General features: G+C 70.8%; 17 protein-coding genes. 9 read left to right on the top strand and 8 right to left on the bottom strand.

Features of this window, described 5'->3' with window-relative positions:
- Positions 1–24: 24 nt before the first annotated feature.
- Both ASF40_RS16325 and ASF40_RS16320 read right to left on the bottom strand, forming a co-directional pair.
- Positions 25–972, bottom strand: coding sequence for an SDR family oxidoreductase (locus ASF40_RS16325; protein ID WP_056370917.1), 948 nt, complete (start codon positions 970–972; stop codon positions 25–27).
- 107 nt (positions 973–1079) lie between these two features.
- Complete coding sequence (locus tag ASF40_RS16320; protein ID WP_056370916.1) at positions 1080–1571, bottom strand: heme-degrading domain-containing protein; 492 nt, start codon at positions 1569–1571, stop codon at positions 1080–1082.
- A gap of 174 nt (positions 1572–1745) precedes the next feature.
- On the opposite strand from ASF40_RS16320, the gene ASF40_RS16315 reads away from it, so the two are divergent.
- Positions 1746–3170 carry an HNH endonuclease signature motif containing protein gene (locus ASF40_RS16315; RefSeq protein WP_056370914.1) on the top strand — a complete coding sequence of 475 codons (1425 nt, stop codon included), beginning with the start codon at positions 1746–1748 and terminating at the stop codon, positions 3168–3170.
- Positions 3171–3251: 81 nt separating this feature from the next.
- Here ASF40_RS16315 and ASF40_RS16310 read toward each other — a convergent pair whose 3' ends face one another.
- Together ASF40_RS16310 and ASF40_RS16305 are read right to left on the bottom strand one after the other, a co-directional pair.
- Positions 3252–4982: a cation:proton antiporter gene (locus ASF40_RS16310; RefSeq protein WP_056370912.1), complete on the bottom strand. Its 1731-nt coding sequence runs from the start codon at positions 4980–4982 to the stop codon at positions 3252–3254.
- A gap of 184 nt (positions 4983–5166) precedes the next feature.
- Positions 5167–6189 carry a helix-turn-helix transcriptional regulator gene (locus ASF40_RS16305; RefSeq protein ID WP_056370910.1) on the bottom strand — a complete coding sequence of 341 codons (1023 nt, stop codon included), beginning with the start codon at positions 6187–6189 and terminating at the stop codon, positions 5167–5169.
- 62 nt (positions 6190–6251) lie between these two features.
- On the opposite strand from ASF40_RS16305, the gene ASF40_RS16300 reads away from it, so the two are divergent.
- The gene (locus tag ASF40_RS16300) at positions 6252–7310 is read left to right on the top strand and encodes an ATP-binding cassette domain-containing protein (protein ID WP_056370908.1); all 1059 of its coding nucleotides are present in this window, start codon (positions 6252–6254) and stop codon (positions 7308–7310) included.
- Positions 7307–8113, top strand: coding sequence for an ABC transporter permease (locus ASF40_RS16295; RefSeq protein ID WP_235560261.1), 807 nt, complete (start codon positions 7307–7309; stop codon positions 8111–8113). Before ASF40_RS16300 ends, ASF40_RS16295 begins: the two co-directional genes overlap by 4 nt.
- 112 nt (positions 8114–8225) lie before the next feature.
- Here the strand turns inward: ASF40_RS16295 and ASF40_RS16290 are convergent, their stop codons facing one another.
- On the bottom strand, positions 8226–9572 hold the full coding sequence (locus tag ASF40_RS16290) for a sensor domain-containing protein (RefSeq protein WP_056370906.1): 1347 nt from the start codon (positions 9570–9572) through the stop codon (positions 8226–8228).
- Between the two features lie 235 nt (positions 9573–9807).
- Between ASF40_RS16290 and ASF40_RS16285 the strand changes: the two genes are divergently transcribed.
- Positions 9808–10248, top strand: coding sequence for a MarR family winged helix-turn-helix transcriptional regulator (locus tag ASF40_RS16285; RefSeq protein ID WP_056370904.1), 441 nt, complete (start codon positions 9808–9810; stop codon positions 10246–10248).
- 7 nt (positions 10249–10255) lie between these two features.
- Here the strand turns inward: ASF40_RS16285 and ASF40_RS16280 are convergent, their stop codons facing one another.
- A complete protein-coding gene (locus ASF40_RS16280) occupies positions 10256–10534 on the bottom strand; it encodes a hypothetical protein (RefSeq protein WP_056370902.1) in 279 nt (92 codons plus the stop codon).
- Positions 10535–10758: 224 nt separating this feature from the next.
- Here ASF40_RS16280 and ASF40_RS16275 point away from each other — a divergent pair, with 224 nt between their 5' ends.
- From ASF40_RS16275 to ASF40_RS16265, 3 genes are all read left to right on the top strand, one after another.
- Positions 10759–11508, top strand: coding sequence for an EAL domain-containing protein (locus tag ASF40_RS16275; protein WP_056370900.1), 750 nt, complete (start codon positions 10759–10761; stop codon positions 11506–11508).
- Positions 11509–11523: 15 nt separating this feature from the next.
- Positions 11524–14556, top strand: a complete 3033-nt coding sequence (locus ASF40_RS16270) for a hypothetical protein (RefSeq protein WP_056370898.1) — start codon at positions 11524–11526, stop codon at positions 14554–14556.
- A 94-nt stretch (positions 14557–14650) separates the two neighbouring features.
- Positions 14651–15169 (top strand): hypothetical protein, encoded by a 519-nt coding sequence (locus tag ASF40_RS16265; protein WP_056370896.1) that lies wholly within the window; start codon positions 14651–14653, stop codon positions 15167–15169.
- A 154-nt stretch (positions 15170–15323) separates the two neighbouring features.
- On the opposite strand, the gene ASF40_RS21510 is transcribed toward ASF40_RS16265, so the two are convergent.
- Both ASF40_RS21510 and ASF40_RS16255 read right to left on the bottom strand, forming a co-directional pair.
- Positions 15324–15686, bottom strand: a complete 363-nt coding sequence (locus tag ASF40_RS21510; RefSeq protein WP_235560260.1) for a hypothetical protein — start codon at positions 15684–15686, stop codon at positions 15324–15326.
- Entirely contained in the window at positions 15683–17302 is a 1620-nt protein-coding gene (locus tag ASF40_RS16255) for a PspC domain-containing protein (protein ID WP_056370894.1), read from the bottom strand. The genes ASF40_RS21510 and ASF40_RS16255 overlap by 4 nt, the downstream gene beginning before the upstream one ends.
- 115 nt (positions 17303–17417) lie before the next feature.
- Between ASF40_RS16255 and ASF40_RS16250 the strand changes: the two genes are divergently transcribed.
- Both ASF40_RS16250 and ASF40_RS16245 read left to right on the top strand, forming a co-directional pair.
- Complete coding sequence (locus ASF40_RS16250) at positions 17418–18773, top strand: ATP-binding protein (protein WP_082497175.1); 1356 nt, start codon at positions 17418–17420, stop codon at positions 18771–18773.
- A complete protein-coding gene (locus ASF40_RS16245; RefSeq protein ID WP_056370892.1) occupies positions 18766–19446 on the top strand; it encodes a LuxR C-terminal-related transcriptional regulator in 681 nt (226 codons plus the stop codon). Before ASF40_RS16250 ends, ASF40_RS16245 begins: the two co-directional genes overlap by 8 nt.
- Positions 19447–19502 lie beyond the last annotated feature (56 nt).

Genomic DNA, 19502 nt, shown 5'->3' with positions numbered 1-19502 from the left:
GGCGTTCCGTCTCGCTTCGCGCGCTCACCGACCGGGGGTCGCCACCTGCACGCCGGTGAGCTGTTGGGAGAGCTCCCACACGCGTCGGGCGTCGGCCTCGCTCCGCACACGCGAGTACAGCGGCTGCTCCGCGGGCAGGCCGCGCAGGTGGCGGAAGCCCTTCGGCCCGTAGAGGTGGCCGCCGCGGGCGTCGGGGCTCGTGGCCGCGTACACCGCCGACAGCGCCGCCGACGACGGGGTGCCGAACAGGATGCCGCGCCGTGACATCGCGCGGATGAACTTCACCGCCGTCGTATCGGTGGACCGCCCCATGCCCGGCTGCGCGGCGAGCAGGTTCGTCGGAGTGATGCCGGGATGCGAGAGGGTGCTGCGGATGCCCCAGCCCGCCGCATCCGATCTCCGCTGCAGTTCCATCGCGAACAGGCCGAGCGCGATCTTCGACGAGCTGTACGCCTTCATCGGGTCGTAGGCGTGCTCCCAGTTCGGGTCGTCCCAGTTGACCGCGCCCTGATCGGCGGCGATGCTCACCTGGCTGGTGATGTGCGCCTTCGCCTCGACGAGCAGCGGGAGCAGCTCGGCGACGAGCGCGAAGTGACCGAGATGGTTCGTCGCGAGCTGCAGCTCGAACCCGTCGACGGAGACCTGTCGGGTCGGCGGGTTCATCACGCCGGCGTTCGCGATGAGGAGGTCGATCGGGCGGCCCTCGTCGTTCAGCTGCGCGGCGAGGGTTCCGACGGAGTCGAGCGACGCGAGGTCGAGGGGGAGGACACGGATGCTGTGGGCTCGGGTCTGCTGTCGGAGCTGGGTTGCCGCCGCCTCGCCCTTCTTCGGATTGCGGACGGGCATGAGGACGTCGGCACCGGCGCGCGCGAGGCGCGCGGCGATCTCGAGTCCGACGCCGTCGCTCGCGCCGGTGACGAGGGCGAGCTTGCCGGTGAGATCGGGAACGGGGATGTCGAGAGGCTTGGGCATGAGGGGCTCCTGTGGTGTGGTGCTTCTCATGCTGGACGTGGGCGGGATCGGGATTCAGGGCGCGGTCATCCAGGGATCGGGGATCCGTGGCTACCGCCCGGAGCTCGTCACGCGTCGGCGCGCGAGATGTCGGCGAGCCAGGCGCGCAGGTGCTCGACGACGAACGCGTGGTCGTCGGCCTGCGGGAGGCCCGAGACGCCGACGGTGCCGACGACGCCGACTCCTTCGATCGAGATCGGGAACACACCGCCATGCGCCGCATACCGGGTGGTGTCGAGGCGGCCGTCGGTGTCGAAGTCGCCGCCGGCGGCGCGGAACGCGAGGCCCACTCCGAACGAGGAACGGCCGTAGCGGCGGGCGACGCGCGTCTTGCGCTCGAGCCAGCCGTCGTTGTCGGCGCTCGATCCCGGCAGCGCGGTGTGGAACACCCGCGCCTGGCCGAGGGAGATGCCGATCACGATCGGCAGGCCCAGGGCAGCAGCCTCCTCGCGCATGCGGGAGCCGAGAGCCCAGGCATCCGTCACATCGAAGCGGGGGAGGATCACCTCGGCTTCGTCGGCTTCGACGCGGGCGAGCAGGACGGCGATGTCGTCGGTCATGGGACGAACGTACCCGCTGGGCCGGGCGGTGGCGGCTGAGCGAGGCGGGGTCGCGGCGCCGATTCCTCCCCAGGCCGTGATGATTCAGGTCTCTTCGGGGTTATCCACAAAAGCTACTCGGATCTGCGGTTTTGAGGCGCCGGAATGTCGGAGCCCCTCGGCAGAATCGAAGGTATGAACTTCCCGCTGACCGACCTCCGGGGCATCGCCGATCTGCTCGGCGACACCCTCGCTCCGGCGCTCGGCAGCGACGCGTCGCGGGGTCTGTCGCACGGTGAGCTGGTCGACGCGTTGGGCGTCGTCGAACAATTGGGGCGGATCGCGGATGCTGCCCGCCTGGCGCTCGCCGGAGAGGTCGGGCGGCGTGCCGACTCCGAGTTCGGCGACGACCGGATCACCGCGCAGTACGGGTGCGGGTCGGCGCAGGAACTCGTGGAACGCGCCACGCTGGTGTCCGCGGCGACCGCGCGGGCACGGCTGCGGGACGCGAAGGCGATCACGAGTCGGGTGACGCTGACCGGGCAGACCCGCCCGGCACCCCTGGAGCACGCCCGGGCGGCGCTGGCATCCGGGCGACTCAGCGCAGACGCGCTCACCACGATCGTCGACGCGCTCAGACCGCTGCTGGGCCGGTGCACGGTCGACGAGATCGAGGCGGCCGAGGGCGAACTCGTCGCCGCCGCAGTGGGGGACGCCGGGGAGCCGGCGTGCGGGATCCATGAGCTGAAGGTGATGGCGACCACCTGGGCGCTGTACCTCGACCCGGATGGCACGCTCCCGGACGAGGAGTACGCGCAGCGGGTGCGGGGGATCCGGATCAGCCGGCGGGCGCACCGGGGACTGCGGCGGATCTCCGGGGATGTCACCGACGACGTCGCGGCGCAGTTCGATCGGCTGATGGACGCGCACCTGAATCCGCGGGTGCAGGACCGCAGACCACGGTTCGTCGATGACGAGGCTGACGCCCGGGCCGGCGAGGCGGCAGAGCGGGTGCTGGATCCGCGGACCGCGGACCAGAAGCGCCACGACGCGTTCGCGTCGATCCTCTCCGCCGCGGCGGGCGCAGTCGCGACGCCGACGCTGGGCGGGGCCGCGCCGACCCTGATCGTCACCACCACCGTCGAGGACCTCGCCGACCCCGACGGAGTGGCGTTCGTGGAGTCCGCGGGTGGTCCCGTTGCGATACCGGCCTCGTTCGCGCGGCATGCCGGCTGCCACGGCACCATCCACCGGCTCACCCTCACCGGCACCGGCGCCATCAAAGCGCTGGTCGTCGAGGACCGGGTGTTCAACCATTGGCAACGCAAGGCGATCGGCGCCCGTGACGGCGGCTGCATCATCCCCGGCTGCACCGTTCCCGCGGCGTGGTGCGAGGTGCATCATGTCGTCGACTGGGCCAAGGGCGGTGCGACCTCGGTCGACAACGGGGTGCTGCTGTGCTGGCACCATCACCACGGCATCGAGACGAGCGGATGGGAGATCCGCATGGTCGACGGTGTGCCGCACGTGCGACCACCCGCCTGGGTCGACCCGCACCGACAATGGCGCGGACCCAACCGGCTGCTGCTGAACGAACTCAGACGCGCCAGGTCCGCATAGACCACCCCGCACACTCGAACCCACCGCCGACCCCGTCGGAAGCAAGCTCGCTCGACGTACGGGGAGGAGCGTGGGCGACCGTCAGTGGTCGCCGGAGTGGCGCGACAGGCGGGTCTCCTCGAGGTCGAGCATGGCCTGCGCCTCGGCCAGCACGCGTGAGGAGTAGACGCCTTGGGCACGCAGTTCCAGCAGGCGCTCGCGCTCCGCATCGACGACGGCGAGGCGCAGCTCGCGGTACCGCTGATGCGGCATCTCGCCGGGTTTGCGCACCACGCGTGCGCGCTCCCATGCGGCCTCGGTGCTGAGGAAGGAGGCCCGCCTCACGCGTTCGATGACATCGGGGTCTATCGGGGCGGTGGTGGCAGCATCCGTCTCGATCTCGCTCAGTGTCTCGAGGCCGACGTTGCTGATGTCTTCGAGGAGGGACGCGAGCTCCCTGCGGTCCTCATGGGCATCGATGCCCTGCACGTTGAGCAGGCGGATGAGCCACGGCAGTGTGCCGCCCTGCACGACGATGCTCACCACCGCGACGGTGAACGCGATGAGGATCAGCTGCGGCCGGTACGGGGTGTTCTCGGGCAGCGACTGCGCGGCGGCGAGCGTCACGACGCCGCGCATGCCCGACCAGCCCAACACGATCCCGCCGCGCCAGTCGATGTGCTCCTGGCGCTGCTGCTCGAGGTCGGCACGCCGGCGCTCGTAGTCGCGCTCGAGGCGATCCCGGGTGCGGGCCTGCCGGACCGTGCTCACCGGGTGACTCCGGTAGTAGTACAGGGCGAGAAGCGCGTGGTACGTCCGCTTCTCGGTACGCTCCTCGCGCTTGCCGAGGGCGTAGACCATCGGTCCGATCCAGAGGAACCGGATCACGATGAGTGCTGCGGTCGCGAGCAGGCCGATGAGGATCGCGTCGCCGGCGCTGAGAACCGTCGGGTCGACGTGATCCACCAGCGTGCGGATCTCGAGGCCGATGAGGAGGAACACGCCGTTCTCGAGGAGGAACTGGATCGTCCGCCAGTTGATGCGGTCACTGATCCTCGCCTGCGCGCTGAACTTGGTGGGGGCCGCGTGGCCGGTGTAGAGGCCGGCGACGACGACCGCCATCACGCCGGATGCGCCGAGCGCCTCCGCCGGGGCGAAAGCGACGAACGGGACCGCGATCGACAGCGCCGTGTCGAGCACGGGATCGGTGAGCTTGGAGCGCACGAACACGGTGACGTATCCGGCGACCAGGCCGATCACGACCGCGACGACGACGGCGTAGACGAAATCGACGACTCCGGCCCACGGCGTCGTGAGGCCGCCCACCGCCGCGGCCGCGACAGCCGAGCGCAGCAGCACCAGCGCCGTCGCGTCGTTGAGGAGGCCTTCGCCCTCGAGCACGGTGAGCAGCCGCGGCGGAAGGCCGAGGCGCCGGCCGATCGAGGTCGCCGCCACCGCGTCGGGTGGGCTGATGACTGCTCCGAGTGCGATGGCCGCGGCGAGGTTGAGGTCCGGCAGCAGCGAGAACAGCAGGAAGCCCGCGGCGAACGCGGTCACGATCACGAGCACGACCGACAGGCTCGCGATCGATCCCACGTTCCGGCGGAAGTCGGTGATCGGCACACTGATCGCGGCGGCGTACAGGATCGGCGGCAGCACCCCGTCGAGGATGATCTCGTGCGGCACCTCGATGTCGGGCACGCCCGGCAGATACGACAGCCCCACCCCCACGACCACGAGGATGATCGGCGCCGCCACTCCGAGCTTCTTGGAGAACGCGGCGACCGCCACGATGACCGCCACGGCGATGACCGCGTAGATCCCCAGCTCCATGGGCTCAGCCTATTGAGCGACTGTCCGGTTCGAGGGGTCGTGTGCCGATGGGTGAGAAGGGGAACGGATGCTGCGCTCCTGGATGGTGCCCCGAGCTCCGGCGTTTCGACTCGCAAGCTCGCTCAACGACCGAAACCCTGGCCCCCGGTCGGCGCCGGAAGTCGAAACGCGACGGGTCTCCGAGCTACGCCGGCAGCTGCCGCTCCCTCGCCGACACCCGCTCGGGCGGCACCGGAGGGGCCGGCGCGTCCAGGGCGCGCAGCATCCGTTCGAGCGTCTCCCGCAGCTCCTCCCGGGCCGGGGAGGCGAGGTCCGTCGTGTACTCGACCCCCGCAGGAATCCACGACAGGCCGTACATCGTCTCGCGGAAGTCCGAACCGCCCACCGGCCACCGCGTGTGCGTGGCGTCCTCCGCCGAAGCCCCCTGACCCCACTGGCCGAAGTACTCCCGCATCTCGTCGAACGGCAGCTCCATCACCGCGTCCGCCTCCACCGCCTGGCGCACCCAGGAGCGCGCGACGAAGATGAACTCCTCGATCTGCTCCGGCGTCAGGGGCTTCGGCTCGAAGAGCACGCGGGTGTGCGCGACGTCCGCCAGCCGATCCACGCGGAACGTGCGCCAGTCGTCCTTGTCGAGGTCCCAGCAGAGCAGGTACCAGTGCCGGTCGGCGGGCGCGAGGGCATGCGGCTCGACGCGACGATGCGTGACCTCGCCCGACGCCGCCGTGTACGTGAACCTCACCCGCTCGTGGTCGCGGGTGGAAAGCGCGAGCTCGCCGAGCACCTCGCCCGACACGGCGGCGCCGGCGTTGAGTCCGGCGGGCTGCACGGTCTCGGCCAGCGCGGCGACGCGGCGGCGCAGGGGAGCGGGCAGCACCTGCTCGAGCTTCGCGAGCGCGGTGATGGTCGTCTCGGGACCGCTCACGAGGCGCTGGGATGCCGCCACCCGCAGCCCGATCGCCATCGCCACGGCCTCTTCATCGGTGAGCAGCAACGGAGGCACGGCACTGCCGGCCTCGAGGCGGTAGCCGCCCGCCGCGCCAGGGATCGACTCGATGCGGTAGCCCAGCTCGCGCAGTCGCTCGACGTCGCGCCGCACGGTGCGCTCGGTCACGCCCAGCCGATCGGCCAGCTCGGAACCCGGCCAATGCCGGTGAGTCTGGAGCAGGTTGAGCAGCGACAGGGCTCGCGTGGTGGTGTCGGCCATGCGAAAAGAATCTCATGCATCGCGGACAAGATCTGTCCGCATCCGCTCGTAGCTTGGGGGGCATGGCGAACGAATCGATCATCCAAGCGCAGGGTTTGACCAAGCGCTTCACTGTGAAAGGCAAGACCGTCGAGGCCGTCACCGAGCTCGCGTTCGAGGTGTCGCGCGGCGAGCTCGTCGCGTTCCTCGGACCCAACGGCGCCGGCAAATCGACCAGCCTGCGTATGCTCACGACCCTCATCCCGCCGACATCGGGCACCGCACGGGTCGTCGGGTTCGACATCCTGAAGCAGCCCGCCGAGGTGCGCGCCCGCATCGGCTACGTCGGCCAGCTCACGAGCGGCAGCTTCTCGCAGCGCGCCCGCGACGAGCTGCTGAGTCAGGGCGCGTTCTATGGCATGTCGAAGGCCGCGGCCCGCGCGCGGGCCGACGAGCTCATCGAGTCCCTCGACCTCGCCGGCTTCGCGACCCGGTCGGTGCAGCAGCTGTCGGGCGGCCAGAAGCGCCGACTCGACGTCGCCCTCGGCCTCATGCACGCGCCGCCGCTGCTGTTCCTCGACGAGCCGTCGACCGGACTCGACCCGCAGAGCCGCGCCAACCTCTGGCAGCACATCATCGATCTGCGCGCGCAGTACGGAACGACGGTCTTCCTCACGACGCACTACCTCGAGGAGGCCGACCGCTACGCCGAGCGCGTCATGGTCATGGACAGGGGGCGCGTGATCGCCGACGACACCGCGGCGCGACTGAAGGCGGAGCTCGCGGGCGACGTGCTCACGTTCGGCTTCAGGGGCGAGACGGATGCTGCGGCCGCCGTCGCCGTGGTGCAGCGGCTCACCGAGCGCGAGGTGCGGCGGGTCGAGGCATCCGTCGTCCTCACCGTGCCGGAGGGCGACGCGCTGCTGCCCGCCGCGGTGCGCGCGCTCGACGCGGCCGGTCTCATGGTGCGGACCGCGACCGGTGTGCCTCCGACGCTCGACGACGTGTTCCTGGCGCTCACCGGCCGCACGCTGCGCGAGGCCGGCGAAGGCGAGGGCGAACCCGACGAGAACGCGGAGGCGTCGGCCGAGGCATCCGGAACCGCCGAACAGGTGACCGAGACGACAGGAGCGAAGCGATGACCGACCAGATGCAGACTCGGATCGAGGCCCGGCCCGACACCGCAGTGCGGGCGAACCCGGCGCGCGACACGTGGAACGTGCTGACGCGCGAGCTGAAGCCGGTCGTGCGCGATCCGTTCACGCTGATCTTCAGCCTGGTGCAGCCACTGGTGTTCCTCGGGCTGTTCGCGCCGCTGCTCGTCGGCTCGTCGGGCGCGCCGGTGGGCGAGACCCTGCAGTGGTTCGTGCCCGGCGTGCTTGTGATGATCGTGCTGTTCGGCACCGGCGCGACCGGGTCGAACCTGCAGTACGAGATGATGACGGGCTCGCACGAGCGCACGCTGGTCGCGCCGCTCGCGCGATCGTCGCTGCTGGTCGGCCGTGCGCTCAAGGAGATCGCGCCGATCGTCGTGCAGGCGCTGATCATCGTGCTCATCGCGTGGCCGTTCGGCTTCACGATCAACGTGCCCGGACTCGTGATCGGGCTCGCGCTGCTCGCGGTGTTCGGCGTGGGGCTGGGGTCGCTGTCGTACACGCTCGCGCTCAAGACCAAGGACCGCGAGTGGCTCTTCTGGGGTGTGCAGCAGACGCTGATCTTCCCGCTGCTGATCCTGTCGGGCATGCTCCTGCCGCTCGACGAGGGGCCGGCCTGGATGCGCGCGGTCTCGACGGTGAACCCGGTGAACTGGGTCGTTCAGGCCGAACGCGCGCTGTTCGCCGGCGACCTCGGCGCGATCGAGGTGCTGTGGGGCTGGGTCGCGGCGATCCTGCTCGCGGTGGTCGGGCTGGCCGTCGGGATCCGCGCGATGCGCAAGAGCAGCTGACGCGGGACGGATGCCTCGGGCCGGCGCTGCTCGCCGGTCCGAGGCGTTTCGTCTCTGCGTTTCGACGCGCTTCGCTCGCTCAGCGAGCGGGGATCGGCGTCGGCAGCCGGGCTTACTGGAGGACCGGAGTCGAGGCGGTGCGGGCGACGGCGACGCGGTCCCCGCCGGCCATCTTCGCCTCGTACATGGCGTGGTCCGCGGCGCGGATGAGCTGGTCCATGACCGGGGCGCCGTCGTTGCCCACCGTCACCACGCCGACGCTCGCCGTGATGGACAGCGCGGGGGGCAGATCGTCGTAGGGCTCGGCGATCGCGGCGCGGATGCGATCGGCCAGCGCTGCGGCGTCGCCGACGCTGTCCACCGCGGCGACCGCGATGAACTCGTCTCCACCGAACCGCCCGAGCACATCCGACTCGCGGATGACCCCGCGCAACCGCTGCCCGATCTCTCGGAGGAGGGCGTCACCGGCGGCGTGACCGAGCAGGTCGTTCACGGCCTTGAATCCGTCGAGATCGATGAAGATCACGGTGAGTGCGGAGTAGTCCTGGAAGAGCGTGCGCGTGACGTCCTCCTCGATCAGTCGCCGGTTCGGCAGTCCGGTCACCTCGTCGTGCATCGCTGCGCGGCGCAGCGTGTCTTCCAGGCGGACCCGCGCGATCGCCTGGGCCGCCTGATTCGACAGTGCCTCGGCGAGCGGAACGGCTTCTTCGTCGAACTCGCGCGGGTGGTCGAAGAAGCAGACCATCGCACCGACCGCGTCCCCGTGGGACCGCATCGGCGAGGCGATCGCCGCGTGCACGCCGCCCGCTCGATAGATGTCGCTCATGCCGACCCCGGGCACGAAGGAGTCCGCATGCTCGGGGGAGCGCACGATCAGCACCTGCCCGCCGAGGAAGGTCGTCGTCCCGGCCGGACGGAGGCCTGCGGGCCAATAGGCGGCGAGCGGATTCACCCCGGCGACCTGGATCAGCCCGTCGGGCCCGCCGATGTGCACGCTCACCGCGCTCGCGGAGAACGCCCGTTGCGCCACGTCCACCAGGAGTTCTGCCGCATCGGTCTCGGTTCTCACATTGCCGAAGCCGACCGCCGCGTTGAGGAGGATCTGCAGTCGCTGCCGGCCGCGTTCCGTCTTCGCCTCCGCACCCTGGAACCCCAGATTGAAGGATGACCGGGGCGACACGTCGTAGACGGCGATGCGCTCCGCACCTCTCTCGTCCTCACCGAGGGATCCGACCACCACCGGGCGGACGACCCCTGAGACACCATGGAGAGTGGCATCCGTCGGGCGCATGCCGCCCTCCTCCGCGAGCGGCATGCGCAGAGTGAGCAGAGCTTCGAGCGGCTTTCCGATGACGTCCTCACCGTCGGAGCCCAGCCACTTCAGCACTTGCGCGTTGGCATCGAGAATCGTCGACTGACGGTCGACGGTGATCAGCCCGCAGATCGCGAGACCTAGCACGGCTGGCTCGTGGCGTGCGGGCTGGTCGGATCGGGGCATTCGGTCGGGGCAACTCCGTGGGTCACGGTGGCCTCCTGGCTTCTGTGTCGAGGCGGCGGGTCTTGGGAACGACGAGTGACGTCGCCTCAGCGGGTGGGTTCAGTCTAGTCGATGCTTCGAAGACTTAGGTAAATATCTTAAATATTTGTGGATCTGAGCTATTCTGATCCCCACGCGGCTGAGAGAGAATGACGGCATGGCGAACGACACACCGGCGCTGACCCTCGGGGTGGCGTTGCGCCGGTACCTCGATGCGCGCAATGCAGCAATGGTGACGGCGCGCGCCAGTCTGGGCATCAGCGATATGGACGCCCGGGCGTTGCTGTTCGTGGTCGGCAATCCGGGGACGCGGCCGACGGCGCTGCGTGAGTATCTGGGCATCACGTCGGCCGGCGTGACGACATTGATCGATCGGCTTGTCGGCCGATCTCTCGTGCGACGTGATGTCGACCCGGCCGACAGGCGCGTGAACCGCATCACCGCCACGATCGACATCGCCGAGGACCCCTGGTCAGCCCTCAACCGATTCGACGACGACTTCGACGTCGCCGTCGATGCTGCGGATCCGACGATGGTCGAGAACTCGACAGTCCTCCTCGAGGCCCTGACCGCGGCGGCAGTGGGGGCGCGGCGATGACTCGCAGTCAGGCGACGTCGGTGCCCTGATACGCGAGCGACTTCGCCTCGAGGAACGCACACAGTTCGGAGACGGCGGCCAGCTCTGCCGACAGTTGGAGCACCCCGGATGCATCGAGGACGAGGTTCTCTTCACGCGGCTCCATGGTCGCGACCCATGCGGTGGCGTCCGGCGTCGCAGGCTGGATGAAGACGCCGGTCGGAGCGTGACCGAGCTGGAAGACCACGAGGCCGGTGTTCGCGCCGCCGTCGCCGTCCTGCACCGTGACGCGTGCAGCGTCGGCCATGGGCTTTCCCTGCGCGCGATACTCGGCGAGCCAAGACTCCAATGTCTCCCGATTCCGAAACGCCATCGCGATCCTCCTGCTACCTCTGCGACGAGAAAAGTATAGGTATCCAGGGATCCTTCATCGATACTCCGACCAGGAGCGTGGCAGGGCGGACTCTAGCCGATCGTCGTGCCCTGCGCGTCAGCTTGCGGCGGCGCTGCCGCGCAGGGCTGACTTGAGGGGTGCACACCACCCCCGGAGACCTCGAGGATGATCTGGCCGCCGCCGTCGGCGGCGCTGAGATCTTCGCCGTCTACCAGCCGCAGGTGTCGCTGGAGAGCGGGTCGATCGTGGCCGCCGAGGCGCTCTGCCGCTGGCGGCACCCGCGCCTGGGCGACATCGATCCGGTGACGATGATCGGTGTCGCCGAGCGCACCGGGGTGATCCATGCGCTCGGTCGGCGGATGCTCGACGAGTGTCTCGCCACGCTCGCCGGATGGCGCGAGACGGGCCGTGACTGGGCCGTCGCCGTCAACGTGTCGCCGGTGCAGTTCGAGGACGGATCGTTCGCCGGTCACGTCGCCGGCGAGTTCCAGCGACGTGCACTCGCTCCCGGTTCACTCGTGTTCGAGCTTCCCCACGATCTGCCGCCGGTCGACGATGGTGCAGTGCTGTCGCAGCTGCACATGCTTCGCGACATCGGTGTGGAGTTCTCGCTGGCAGGTTTCGGTGACGAGCCCCCGTCGCCCGACCTTCTGCGGGGCCTGCCGGTCGCCGAGGTGAAGCTGCCGGGCCACCTGGTGCGGGCCGCCGAGCGGCCTGCGCCGGCATCGCTGCGCGATCGGGTCGGGGTCGCCCATGAACAGGGGCTGCGTGTGGTGGCGGAGGGGATAGAGACCCTCACCCATCTCGACATCGCCGTGGAGCTGGGGTGCGATCGCGCGCAGGGGTTCCTCATCCGGCAGCCGCACGAAGAGATCACGTTCCCGTAGATCTAGGATCAAGGGATGACGACGGCGCGACGGCGAGGCATCCTCGCTGTCGTCACCGCGATCATCCTGCTGGCGCTCGGCGCCGGCGTCGCGTTCGCCGTCGGAGACGCCCTCGGAATCCGCACCGAGCCCTCGGCCCAGATGGAGCCGCAAGCCCCTGTCGTGCCCGCGGTCGCCGACCCGGTCCTCCCGCCTTCGTTCACGTTCGACGCCCCCGAGACGGAGCGCGTGTCGGTCGCGCTGGAGGAGTTGACGGATGCTGTGACCGCAGCATCCGGAACCTCCGGCGAAGCCGTGCTCACGGCGCGGATCGACCCGACCCTCGTCGCGACCGACGACGCGTACGCCATCGAGGGGGATGCCGCCGCGCTGCTCGTCCGCGCCGGAAGCGAAGACGGCGTCACGCGCGGCATCTACGACCTCAGCGCCCAGGTCCGCGCCGCGGCGCCGCTCACCGACCTCGTCGGCGAGCACGCGGCCTCGCGGCTGCCGCTGCGCATGACCGACCTCGGCGCGGTCGGCGTGATCCCGGATCCGGCCGAGTGGGAGTCCGGCGACGACTACTCGCACGCGTCGAAGGCGTTCGCCGCGGTCATGCAGCCCGAGCCGCCGTATGTCGACCAGACCGCACTCGCCGCCGCGTTCGACGACTTCGACGCTTTCCTGCGGCACTCCCTCGCGAACGGGTTCAACGCCGTCGCGTTCCCCGGGTTCGTCGAGTACGTCACGTTCGACGGGGCGCCCGACGGCCCGGTCTACGCCGACGGTGACGACCATCGCGACAAGGCCCTCGCCCTGCGCGACGCGTACGCGCCCTTCTGGGAACGCGCCGACGAGCTGGGCATGAAGGTGTTCCTGCGCACCGACATGCTCGCGCTCACCGGTCCGCTCGAGCAGTACCTCGCCGGCGAGTTCGGCTCGCTCGACACCGAGAACCCCGAGCTCTGGAACGTCTACACCGCCGGCCTCGACGAGCTGTACGACGCGGTGCCCGCGCTCGACGGCGTTCTCATCCGCATCGGCGAGGCGGGTCCGGTCTACGACGTCGGCGGCTGGGACTACTACTCCGCGCTCGAGGTGACGTCGCTCGACGCCGTGCGCACGATGCTCGAGGCGTTCACGGCGCAGGCCGAGGCATCCGATCGCGAAGTGATCTTCCGCACGTGGTCGGTGGGTGTCGGCGCCGTCGGCGACATGCACACGAACGCGGAGTCGTACGAGGCTGTGCTCGGTGGCATCGACTCGCCGGCACTCATCGTGTCGACGAAGTACACGCTCGGCGACTTCTACACGTGGCTGCCCCTCAACGACACGCTCGAGCAGGGCTCGCAGCGGCGCATCGTCGAGTTCCAGAGCCGGCGCGAGTTCGAGAACTTCGGTGCGTTCCCCAACGACCTCGGACCGCAGTATCAGTGGGCGCTGCAGCAGCTGCTCGCCGCGAACGACCAGGTCGAGGGCATCTGGGTCTGGACCCAGGACGGCGGTCCGTGGCGCGCCGGACCCATGAGCCTGTACCTGAAGTCGGGGTTCTGGCAGCTGTACGAGCTGAACACGCAGCTCGCAGCATCCCTCGCTCAGAATCCCGAGGCCGACGTCGCCGGCACCACCGCGGCGTGGGCTCGGGAGTACTTCTCCGAAGACCCCGCCACGGTCGAGGCGATCGTCGAGGCGATGACGCATTCCCGCGACGCGATCGCGCAGGGCATGTACGTGCCGCAGTTCGCCGAGCAGCGCGTGTTCGCGATCGGGCTCGAACCGCCGCCCATGATGTGGATCTTCGAGTGGGACATACTCACCGGCGACTCCGCCGTGCTCGACGTGCTGTATTCGATCGTGCGAGACAGCGGGGCCGACGGCGTCGAAGCGGCGATCGGCGACGGCGCCGAGGCGGTCGTGGCGGTCGAGCAGATGCGCGAGCTCGTTTCGGAGACGGATGCCGCGACCTGGCGCTCGCCCGAGATGCGGGCCGCGTTCCTCGACACGCTGGACTACGAGCTCGACACGCTCCGGCTGCTCGAGTCGTATCGCGCGATGATCCTGCATCAGGGTCAGTGGCACGACACGCTCTCGCCCGAGGCGCATGCGCGGTGGGATTCCGACCGCGTCGCGTACGAGGAGCGCGCGGCCGAGCACCTCGCGAAGTACGGGGGCAACCTCGACTACCCCGCCTTCAACCTCACCGCCGCGCAGCTCGGCGTCGAGCGCGCGATGCGCGACGAGCCCATGGCGTGGGTCGCCCGGGTGCTGCTCGTGCTCGCTCTGGCCTGGGTCGTGATCGGCATGCTCGCCGCACGCACGAGGCTGGTCGCGAAGCCGGGCGCTGCGGCGGCGCGCGCGACGTGGATCGCGTCGACGCGGCCGTGGCGGGCGCGCGAGTCCACCCTCGGCATGCTCGAGCTCGACCGGTGGCTGCTGCTGATCGTGCCGGCGGGGCTGCTCGTCGCGACGCGCGCCGTGCAGACGTCGTTCCTGTCGTGGACGCACCTCGCCGTCATCGTCGGCGCCTGGGTCGTGTTCGCCCTCGTGCTGCGCCTCTTCGTCTGGGAGCGCTCGCCGTGGCCGGTCATCGCCGCCGTCGGCGGGGTCGTGGTGCTGCGCTGCATCGTGACGCTGTTCGCCCTCTCGTTCACGGGCCCGGGAGGGTACTGGTTCGCGTTCTGGACCGACCCGCTGCTGCGTACGGTGTACATCAGCATCGCGTTCGCGCTGTTCGTCTGGGTGTTCGTCGCCGCCGGCTGGGCGCTGTCGGCGCAGGTGCGCGCGCGGCGTGCGACCGGATACGTGCTCGCCGCGGCCGGCGCGGGACTGCTCGTGCCCGCGGTGGCCGTCGGGGCGATCGGCCTCGAGACCGCGCTCACGCTCTGGAACGACGAGATGGGTCTGCTGCCCTGGGGTCTCGCCCGCATCCTCGGCATCACCACGTACCTCGAGATCCCCTCCGTGACCCCGTGGGCGGCCGCCGCATTCGGCGGCGCGCTGCTCGTCGTCGGCCTGCTGCTCGCGGTGCCGTGGCGACGGCAGCGGGGGGCAGCATCCGGTCCCTCCTGAAACGGGGGAGTGCACCGTTCGCGCGTGGTCGGACCACACGTGTCGGAGGAGTACTTTAGAAACATCCCCGAAACAATTCGAAGAGGTATTCACCATGCGCTCACGAAGCACAGCACTCCTGTCCATCGCCGCCGTCTCCGGCCTTCTGCTCGCCGGCTGCGCGTCCACCGCCAGCCCCGAGCCGACGTCCTCGTCGGCCGCTGACTCCGTCGTGACCTCGTCGGTCACCGAGCCCGCCGCCGCCGGTGAGCGCGTCGGCGCCGACGGCACCGAGCTCGAGGTGTGGAGCAGCATCGTCCCCGACGAGAGCGCCGCCGCCACGCTCGACGAGCCCGCCGAGGGCAACCAGTGGGTCACCGTCAACGTCGCCCAGTGGGTGTCGGAGAAGGGCCAGTCCGACGTCGATGTGGCGCCCGTCCTGCGCTCGACGACGGACGAGTCGTTCTCGGCCGACGCGGTCTCGCAGCGCTCCGTCGAGGTGCCGATGACGCCCGAGAAGTCCTACACGTTCGTGTGGAGCTTCCAGGTTCCCGAGGACCTCGTCGACGCCGAGACCCTCGTGGTCTGCGTCGGCTCGGGCGACGAGGGCTGCAGCAGCCTCGTCGCCGAGTGATCGTCAGGCGTCGGCCGCCCCACGGCCGGCGCCTGATCCACCGCGTTCGCGCCGTGTGCCTTCGGGCGCACGGCGCGTTCGCGTTCGCGGGCGCTCAGGCCGCTCACCTGTCACGAATCGCCGGGTGAGTCGGCGCTTCGTGACAGGTGAGCAGTCAAGCGGTCGGGGGAGCGGTCGCTGCGCTGCGCGGCCCGCGCTGCAGGCGACGGGCGATGCCGACCAGGCCGCCCACGAGCGCGATCGCGCCCGCGGCGAGCAAGAGGTACGCGACGATCGCGGGCGGGGAGAGGGAGACGACCCAGTCCGCCACGGCGTCGCGACGGCCCGCGTCGACGGTGACCCACAGTGCCGTCGCGGAGATCACCGCGAAGACCAGACCCCAGATGATCGCCGCCCAGCGCGTGCGCGGCGCCGCATCAGCCGCAGCGCCGGTGACGGGCTGCTGGTCAGGCGTCCCGGCGGATGGGGCGAACACCAGGGACTGCGTCAGGTCGAGGGTGGGGTTCGTGTCGGTCATCGCTCTTCCTCCGGCTCATAGACGGTCACGTAGACGGAGCCGAGCCCCTGCTCCAGCACGATCTTCTGACGGGTGGCAGCGTCGGCGTCGGCGGTGGTGTTGCGGGTGGACCACGACCACTCCGACGTCCCCTCTTCTCCGGGGCGCAAGGTGACGGGCACGTCCTCGACGGAGTTCGACCGCGGGTCGAGGCGCTGCACCTCCACTCGGCCGGCGCCCAGCCGCGCCTCGATCTCCACGGCGGTGCCCGGGTTCACCGTGATGTAGGTGACGCCGGTGCTCTTGCGGATCGTGATGGTGCCGGCGTCGACGTTCTCGTCCTCCGAGAGGGGCAGCACCGTGATGTCCGTGCTGCCGAAGGGCTGCACGATCGTGGTGGGAACGGTGCTCGTACCCAGATCCACGTTCCCGAGCACGAAACTGCGCGGGCCCGAGGCGATGGCCGTCACGACGCCGATGGTCACCAGCACGATCGCGACCGCGGTGAGGAAGCCGCTGCGGCGACGCGCGATGCCGGCGACCACCATCGCGAGGCTCACGACGATCGCGGCGGACAGGATGCCGATGGCGGCCGCGAAGCCGGCCAGCGCCGGGTCGCCCAGGGTGATCAGCACGGTCAGTGCTCCGGCGACGATCGCGGCACCCAGGGCCGTGACCACGAACACGAAGCTCGTGCGCGGGCGGGTCGCACGGCGCACGCGGCGACGCTCTTCGGCCTCGGCGGCGTACGCGGCGCCGTGCGCGTGTCGTTCACGCCGGGCCTGTTCGCGGGCGGCGCGGGCGGCGTCCTGCTGACTGCGACGCCACGCGTCGTTCTGCACCCGCCACTCTTCCTGGCTCGCGCGCCAATCGGCGCGCCAGTCCGCCGCCGCGACATCGGCGGCGTCGGGAGTGGGAGCGGGGACCGTCTCCGATCCTGTCGCGGATCCGGCCGGCGCCCGACCGGCCGGATCCGCGATGCCCGCGGCGTCGGCCGCGAGAGGAGAGGCCGCGTCGACACCCGAATGCGACGCGACCGGGGCGGGCGGCGCGGAAGCCGTCGGCGCGCCCGCCCGGGAGGGCCGGCCGGCCTGAGCCGCCCGGACGATGAAGTAGACGGCCGTGCCGATGAGCGCGAGGGCGAGGATCACGCCGATGCCGCCGAACGGAGAGCCGAGGTCCCAGATGCCCGAGCCGTCCCAGGCCCACGGCGCGAACCCGGTGAGCGCCCACAGCGGCCACATCAGGATGTTGCGCAGCCACGGCACGACGGGGACGAACCCGACGACGGCGAGGATGAAGACGCCGGTCATCGCGGCGTCGTAGCGGCCGTGGAAGAGCTCGCGCAGGTGGATGCGCCCGCTCGTGTCGGGAAGCAGCGCCCACGCGATCGCGTAGACGAGCAGCGCCGGGAACCCGAAGAGCGCCACCACGACGAAGATGCCGCGCACGATGATCGGGTCGATCCGCAGGCGCGCCGCGAGGCCGCCGCACACGCCGCCGAGCCACCCGTCTGCGCGGACGATGCCGAGGCCCTCCACCCACGAGAAGAACCGGTCCGTGCCGGTCGGCAGCCCCGGAGGGGCGGTCGGCGGCGGTCCCGGATCGGTGGGGGGAGCGGAGGTCGTGTCGGTCATGCATCCACCCTGGCGGCCACGGCGAGGGGCTCGCTATGGGGTGATCCCCTGACGCGTCCCTGATCTCCGCTCTGCATCGTGGCTCGGGGTCGGGCACGATGATTGGATGGTCGGCATGCCCTCCTCCACGACTCCGACGCCCGCCGTCGCAGACGTGGTGCGGCCGGCGCCGACACCTCCGGGCCGCCCGCCGCTGCGTCGTCCGCGTGACTGTGCCGTCTCCGGAGTCTCGGCGGGTCTCGCCCGCCATCTGGGCTGGCCCCTGTGGCTCCTGCGCACAGCGTTCGTCGCGCTGACCGCCGTGTGGGGTGCCGGCGCGCTGCTGTACGCGTGGCTGTGGGTGTTCGTGCCGTGGGACGACCCGCGGCCTCCCGGGGCCGCTCCGGGCACAGCCGGCGCGGGCGACGCGACGAGCGCCTGGAAGACGGATGCTGCCACCGAGGCCGCACGCGCGCACGACGTGCCGACACGTCGGGTGCCCGTGGCCTGGCTGCTCACCGGGGCCGCGATCGCGGTCGCGCTGGTGACGATGGCTGCGATCGCCCTGTTCGGGGCGACCGGCGTCGGAGGGACGTCGCTGCCCGGATGGGTGGGAGGCGTGGTCCTCGCGATGGCGCTCGCGGTCGCGGCCGGCGCCTGGGCGACGCTCGTCGATCGGCGCGACCCCGCGCGCGGCCCGCGGCACGAGAACGTCGTGCGCATCGTGGTGACCGTGGCCCTGATCCTGCTGCTGCTCACGCAGCTCTCGGCCCTGCGGCAGACCGGCGTCGCGGGGTTCGTGATCGCGCTGGTGCCCATCGCGGGCATCCTGCTCGTGTACTCGTCGATCCTCGTGGACCGCTGGCGCGAGCTCTCGGGGGAGCGCGTGCGGCGCATTCGCGAGGAGCAGCGCGCCGAGATGGCTGCGCACCTGCACGATTCAGTGCTGCAGACACTTGCCCTGATCCAGAATCGCGCGGGTGCATCGAGCGAGGTCTCACGCCTCGCCCGCGCCCAGGAGCGCGAGCTGCGTGCCTGGCTCTACGACGGCGACGCCCCCGCCGACAGCGACCTGCCGACCGACCTGCGCGACTACGCCGCCGCCCTCGAGCTCGATTACCCGGTGCGCATCGACGTCGTCTCAGCGGGACTTCCGGCCGAGCGCGCGAGCGGCGAGGTCGCGGCGGCCTCACGCGAGGCGATGCTGAACGCCGCCCGCCACGCCGGCGGCGACGTGTCGGTCTACATCGAGGGCAACGCGAACGCCGTCGACGTGTACGTGCGCGACCGCGGCCCCGGGTTCGACCTCGACGACATCCCGGACGACAGGCTCGGCATCCGTCAATCCATCCTCGGCCGCATGCGCCGGGCGGGCGGCTCGGCGACCATCCGGCGCGGAGCCGGCGGCGGCACCGAGGTGCACCTGCGGTTCTCCACGACCCCCTCGCCCGACACGGGGTCTGCATACTCCCGGGAGGGGAGCCGTGGCTGAACGCACCGTGCGGGTCGTGATCGTCGACGACCACTCGATCTTCCGCTCGGGTCTGCGTGCCGACCTCGACGCGTCGGTCGAGGTCGTCGGCGAGGCGGCCGACGCCGCATCTGCGATCGCGATCATCGAGGCCACCGCGCCCGACGTCGTGCTGCTCGACGTGCACCTGCCGGTGGGCGCCGGCGCGGCGTCGGGTCCTGACGCCGCCGGCGGGGAGGCGGTCATCCGAGGCGCCGCGCCGGCCGTTCCCGCGACGCGCTTCCTGGCGCTCAGCGTGTCGGATGCCGCGGAGGACGTGGTCCGGGTCATCCGCGCCGGTGCCCGCGGCTACATCACGAAGGGCTCGTCAGGTGCGGAGGTCAGTCGAGCCGTGCACGCGGTCGCCGACGGCGACGCCGTGTTCTCGCCGCGCCTCGCGGGGTTCGTGCTCGATGCCTTCGGTGCCGCCGTCGGCGAGACCGCGACGACCAACGACGAACTCGACCGCCTCTCGTCGCGCGAGCAGGAGGTGATGCGCCTCATCGCCCGCGGCTACGCATACAAAGAGGTGGCGGCGGAGCTCTTCATCTCCATGAAGACCGTGGAATCGCACGTGTCGGCGGTGCTGCGCAAGCTGCAGCTGTCGTCCCGGTACGAGTTGACAGCCTGGGCCTCGGCGCGACGACTTCTCTGAGGAGATGGATACTGCGTGCCCGCGGCTCGGTCCACGCGGCCGGAGGCTCGGTGGAG

This window comes from Microbacterium sp. Leaf288 (assembly GCF_001422925.1).
In the GTDB taxonomy this organism is placed as follows: domain Bacteria; phylum Actinomycetota; class Actinomycetes; order Actinomycetales; family Microbacteriaceae; genus Microbacterium.
This window is presented reverse-complemented; position numbering and strand designations above follow the sequence as displayed.